5 protein-coding genes are annotated in these 5665 nt (G+C 34.1%); 4 read left to right on the forward strand and 1 reads right to left on the reverse strand.

Annotated features, from left to right (window positions below; all coding sequences use genetic code 11):
- The first annotated feature begins 122 nt into the window (after positions 1-122).
- From ACI313_RS06395 to ACI313_RS06405, 3 genes are read left to right on the forward strand one after another with little or no spacing between them, the layout of a single operon-like run.
- Positions 123-884: a DUF5058 family protein gene (locus ACI313_RS06395; RefSeq protein ID WP_439755575.1), complete on the forward strand. Its 762-nt coding sequence runs from the start codon at positions 123-125 to the stop codon at positions 882-884.
- Position 885: 1 nt separating this feature from the next.
- Complete coding sequence (locus ACI313_RS06400; protein ID WP_320607822.1) at positions 886-1560, forward strand: hypothetical protein; 675 nt, start codon at positions 886-888, stop codon at positions 1558-1560.
- Positions 1557-2987, forward strand: coding sequence for a M20/M25/M40 family metallo-hydrolase (locus ACI313_RS06405; RefSeq protein ID WP_439755576.1), 1431 nt, complete (start codon positions 1557-1559; stop codon positions 2985-2987). The genes ACI313_RS06400 and ACI313_RS06405 overlap by 4 nt, the downstream gene beginning before the upstream one ends.
- Positions 2988-3305: 318 nt before the next feature.
- Here ACI313_RS06405 and ACI313_RS06410 read toward each other — a convergent pair whose 3' ends face one another.
- On the reverse strand, positions 3306-4151 hold the full coding sequence (locus ACI313_RS06410) for an EamA family transporter (RefSeq protein WP_439755577.1): 846 nt from the start codon (positions 4149-4151) through the stop codon (positions 3306-3308).
- 100 nt (positions 4152-4251) lie between these two features.
- Here ACI313_RS06410 and ACI313_RS06415 point away from each other — a divergent pair, with 100 nt between their 5' ends.
- A complete protein-coding gene (locus tag ACI313_RS06415) occupies positions 4252-5661 on the forward strand; it encodes an amidophosphoribosyltransferase (protein WP_320607825.1) in 1410 nt (469 codons plus the stop codon).
- Positions 5662-5665 lie beyond the last annotated feature (4 nt).

The following is a 5665-nucleotide window of genomic DNA, read 5'->3' on the forward strand; positions in this document are numbered from 1 at the left end:
CCGCCACGCAAGACTTTAGAGCCCCACCACAACCACGCATTAATTTAGAGGGCCAGACATTTTAAGTGATTAGAATGTCTTTTTTTATTATTTGGTATAATAGAAAAAAGGAGAAAGATATTATGAACAATATTATGAATCAATTAAACAGTCCTTCTATGTATTTAGTAGTTGGGATTGTGATTTTGTTTGTGGCATGTGTATGTATTCTATTTATGGTTAGAGCCTATAAAGCCGGACTTGCCATTGGTATGGACAAACATAAATTGAAACAAGCCATTACCTCAAGCGCTACGTTTTCTGTTTTACCTTCTATTGGGATTTTATTAGGTGTTATTGCTCTTTCAGGAGCCCTAGGAATTCCACTTCCTTGGCTTCGTTTATCAGTTGTAGGTGCTCTACACTATGAAACCCAAGTAGCCCAAGCAGCGAGCGAAGCCGTTGGATTGGAAAGTTTATCCGCAAGTCATATGACTGCTCAAGCTTTCACAACCATTGCTTTAGTTATGAGTGTATGTATTATTTGGGGAATGGTATTTGCGGTTCTTTTCACTAAAAAATACACAACCAAAAAAGAAAAGAAAGAAGACGGAAAGAAGTCTTCATTAGCTGGTTTTGGAGATAAAGCTATGAATGCGATGTTTGTGGGATTGGTATCCGCTTATATTGGAAGCTATTTAGGATCGTTTATTTCTGGTAAAGGAATGTTTTCGTTTAAAGGAGACATCATCCCGATTTTAGTTGCGATTGTATCAGCGATTACGATAGCCTTCTTTATTTATCTAAAAGAAAAGAAACACCAAGACTGGGTGGATTCTTTCTCAATTGCGGGTTCGATGTTAGTGGCTATGGCCAGTGCTATTATTTTTGGGATGGTGATATAAAATGAATAAAAAAGAAATCTTTGAAAAATATAATAATAAAACCCATTTCTATGGAAGAATTTGTACAGTTATTTGTTTAGCACTCTTTATTGCCGTGCCATTTGTGATGGGATTCATTTTAGATGCGATGCCAGATTTAAGTGCAGTAGGAAAGTGTTTTTTATCGGTAGGCTTGGTTTACATTGTTAGTTGTATAGCGGAATACTTGATTTATACACCAATGCTTGGAGCAGGTGGAACTTATTTAGCTTTTATTACTGGTAATTTAATTAATATGAAAATACCATGTGCCATGACTTCGCGTGATATCGTTCAAGCCAAAGCGGGAAGTGAAGAAAGTGAAATCATTGCGACTTTATCCATTGCCACAAGTTCACTTGTGACGATTGTAGTAATTGCTCTAGGTGTTTTATTAATGATTCCGCTTCAACCTATTCTACAATCACCCGTATTACAACCAGCATTTGATAATGTGGTACCTGCTTTATTTGGAGCTATGGCATATAAATATTATCGTAGTAATTTAAAAGTAGCGGGTATTACGTTAATGTTTGTGTCGCTTTTATTTGTATTGGTACCATCTTTACTTGGATCTGTGTCTTTTATTGTCATTCCAAGTGGAGCTATTGCGATTGGCTTAACATTGTATTCACACATGAAAGGAAATAAAAAATGATTAAAGTTTTATTAGGAATTCTTGGAATTGTTTTAGGGTTGATTTTGATTGCGATCATTCGAACACTATTATTTATTAAACCCAAAACATCAACATTTGAATCAAAACATGATGAGGTTCGTGAACAAAAATATGCCACTATTTTATCGAAAATGGTGCAATATGAAACAATCAGTGTAAAAGGAGAAAACCAAAGAGAAAAGTTTTTAGGTTTTCATAAAATATTGGAAGAACAATTTCCGCTTGTGCACAAGCATATGGAAAAAACTGAGATTGATGGAAACTTATTATTTAAATGGACAGGGAAACAAAGTGATAAACCGATTGTTCTAATGTCCCATCAAGATGTTGTATCGGCTGATGGAAATTGGGAACGTGATCCTTTTTCTGGTGAAATATCACAAGGAAAAGTATGGGGAAGAGGTGCTTGTGATACAAAGTGTTCGGTTATGGCTTTCTTCCAAGCTTGTGAAGAGTTATTAGAACAAGGATATATTCCGCAACAAGATATTTATCTATCTTCAAGTTGTACCGAAGAAGTTGGTGGAGATGGTTGTCCTAAATTAGTCAATGAATTAAAAAGAAGAGGAGTTAAACCTTGGTTAGTTGTTGATGAAGGAGGAGCCATTGTCAATGAACCAATCGGTGGATGTAAAGGAAACTTTGCGATGATTGGTGTTGTAGAAAAAGGGCAAGGAAACTTAGAATTTACGGCGCATTCCAATGGAGGGCATTCAAGTTATCCATCAAAGAATACACCCATTGCCCGTTTATCGAAGTTTGTCGTAGATATTGAAAAACATGATCCATTTAAAAAAGAATTTATTCCCCAAGCTAAAGCCATGTTTGAAACACTAGCACCTTATTGTCCGTTTTATATGCGATTATTGTTTGGGAATTTATGGTTATTTAAACCTTTATTGAAATTATTAATGCCTTCTATTTCTGCTCAAGGAACTGCTTTAATTAAAACTACAATGGCATTCACTATGCAGTCGGGTTCAAGTGGATACAATGTATTGCCACAAGAAGCTAAATTAATTGCGAACTTACGCTATGCCCCTCATCAAGGCATGAATGAATCTAATAAAGTTGTGGAAAACATTGCCAAAAAATATGATTTGGAAATGAGAATTGTGGATGGATATGATTATTGTCCACCAGTGGATATTCATTCCGATGCGTTTCATTATGTTGAGCAAGTTGTTCATGATGTATTTAAAGACTTACCAACTTGTCCATATGTAATGACTGGAGGAACGGATGCTCGTTTCTATGAAGAAATATCCGAAAACTGTATTCGTTTTGCGCCAATTGTATTTGGAAAAGAACAAATGAAGGGTATGCATGGATTAAATGAATGCGTAGAAACTTCTTCTTTACCAGGAGCCGTTGATTTCTATAAGGGAATTATTACTAAATGTTAAAACGATTGTAAAAAAACATTAAGTTTTTATTAAGTGTATTGAATTAATGTGATTAATAACATATATTATAAGTACAAAACGTACGTTAGAATTTGTTGTTTACACTAGTGTTATTAACTTGATTTGAAATGAATGCTCTAAAATATATACGAGGAGGTTAATTGTTATTGATTATGAGTAAAAAGAGAATAAGCATTATAGGTGTTCTAGGACTGTTAACTGGTGTGATAATTTATTTAATTTTACATTGGGGATAGCCTAGAATGTTTCTACTGAAGACCTTAAAACATAAAAAGAAGGAAAAAAATCCTTCTTTTTTTATGCGAATAGTGCCATTAATATTGTTCCAAATACCATTAGACAAAGGCCTATGAATGATTTTGGAGTTAGTTTTTCTTTGAATACAAGTGATGAGAATACAATAGATACGACAATACTTAATTTATCAATGGGTACAACTACGGATACAATTCCATTTTGAATCGCATAGTAATAACACAACCAACTAGCTCCCGTAGATAGTCCGGAGATACAAATAAAAAATAGCTCTTTTTTATCAATGTGTTTAACTTCTTGTTGTTTGTGTTTTAAAAAGACAATGAACCAAGCCATGATTAATACAACACCGGTACGAATAAAGGTTGCGTAGTTTGAATCGATGTTTGATATACCAATTTTAGCTAAGATGGAACAAAGAGCAGCGAATAGTGCAGATCCAATGGCATAAATAAACCATCCTTTTTCGGATTTAGAAACAACATCTTTCTTTTCAATCATCATAAAAATTCCCATAGAAATGGTAATAATTCCAATGATTTTAATGAATAAATGATTGGTTTCATGAAAGAAAAGAATCGTTAAAATAATTGTTAAGACACCACTTGATTTATCAATAGGAACGACTTTATTCACATCGGCCATTGATAAAGCTTTAAAATAACACAGCCAACTGGCTCCTGTTGCCATACCGGATAGAATTAAAAATAATAATGATCTAGAATCAATGCTGGTAAATTCTTTTACCATGATACCGGCAAAAATAAAGACGACAATGGTACGAATGGCAGTAGCTACATCAGAGTCTGTTTTCTTAATACCACACTTGGCAAAGATAGATGTGAGTCCGGCAAAAAGACTGGAAAGAAGGGCCATATAAATCCACATAAAATCACTTCCTTTTTATTTAGAATATTTTAACATAATTTCAAATCTTTAAAAAAATAGAGTATAATAATATACATATAAAAAATATAAGGAGGACTTTATGAGTGGTTTTTTTGGAGTTGCTTCAAAAGAAAGCTGTCTATTTGACCTTTATTTTGGAACAGACTATCATTCGCATTTAGGAACAAGACGTGCAGGGATGGCAACTTATGGTTCGCAAGGATTCACCAAATCGATTCATAACATCGAAAATTCCCCATTCCGTACTAAATTTGAAAACGATTTGAATGAATTAGAAGGAACAATGGGAATTGGATGTATTTCAGACTATGAGCCGCAACCCATCGTAATTCGTTCGATTCATGGAACGTATGCCATTACAACTGTCAGTAAAATTAATAACACCCAAGAGATTATAGAAAATGTTCTACAACATCGTACTCATTTCTTTGAGATGAGCAATGGAGAAGTAAATGCGACAGAATTAGTAGCCGCTTTAATCAATCAAAAAGATAATTTGATTGAAGGAATTCAATATGCGTTGGATACCATTGATGGATCATTATCCCTTTTATTAATGACACCAAAAGGAATCTATGCAGCACGTGATAAACACGGAAGAACACCAGTTATCTTAGGTAAAAAAGACGATGCTCGTTGTGTTACGTTTGAAAGCTTTGCGTTTTTAAATTTAGGATATGAATTGGATCGAGAATTAGGTCCAGGAGAAATCGTTTGTTTTGATGACCATTCATGTCAAACACTTGTTCAACCAGGTTCTGACATGAAAATTTGTACGTTCTTATGGGTTTATTATGGATATCCATCTGCAACGTATGAAGGCGTAAACGTTGAAGAAATGCGTTACAATTGTGGAAAACTATTAGCACGAAGAGATGCTGGTTTACAAGTTGATGTAGTTGCTGGAGTTCCCGATTCTGGAACAGCTCATGCGGTTGGATATGCCAATGAAATTGGAATTCCTTTCTCAAGACCGTTTATTAAATATACACCAACTTGGCCTCGTTCATTTATGCCAACCATTCAAACAAAACGAAATTTAATTGCGAAAATGAAATTAATTCCAGTTCATGAATTAATTCAAGGGAAAAAATTATTATTAATTGATGATTCGATTGTTCGTGGAACACAGTTACGAGAAACAACGGAATTCTTATATGAAAGTGGGGCAAAAGAAGTTCATATTCGTCCTGCTTGTCCTCCATTATTATTTGGTTGTAAATATTTGAACTTCTCAAGATCAACTTCAGAACACGAATTAATTGCGCGTCGTGTGATTGAAGAATTAGAAGGACAAGAAAATGTTCCAATGGAAGTATTACAAGAATACGCTGATCCAGATAGTGAAAAATATCAAAAGATGGTTGATAAAATCTGTGAAAAATTAAATTTCACTTCACTTCGTTATCATCGTTTAGATGATATGTTGGATTCAGTTGGATTGGATCATTGTAAAATGTGTACATATTGCTGGAATGGAAAAGAATAAAAAG

Source organism: Floccifex sp., from assembly GCF_051873495.1.
GTDB lineage: Bacteria > Bacillota_I > Bacilli_A > Erysipelotrichales > Erysipelotrichaceae > Floccifex.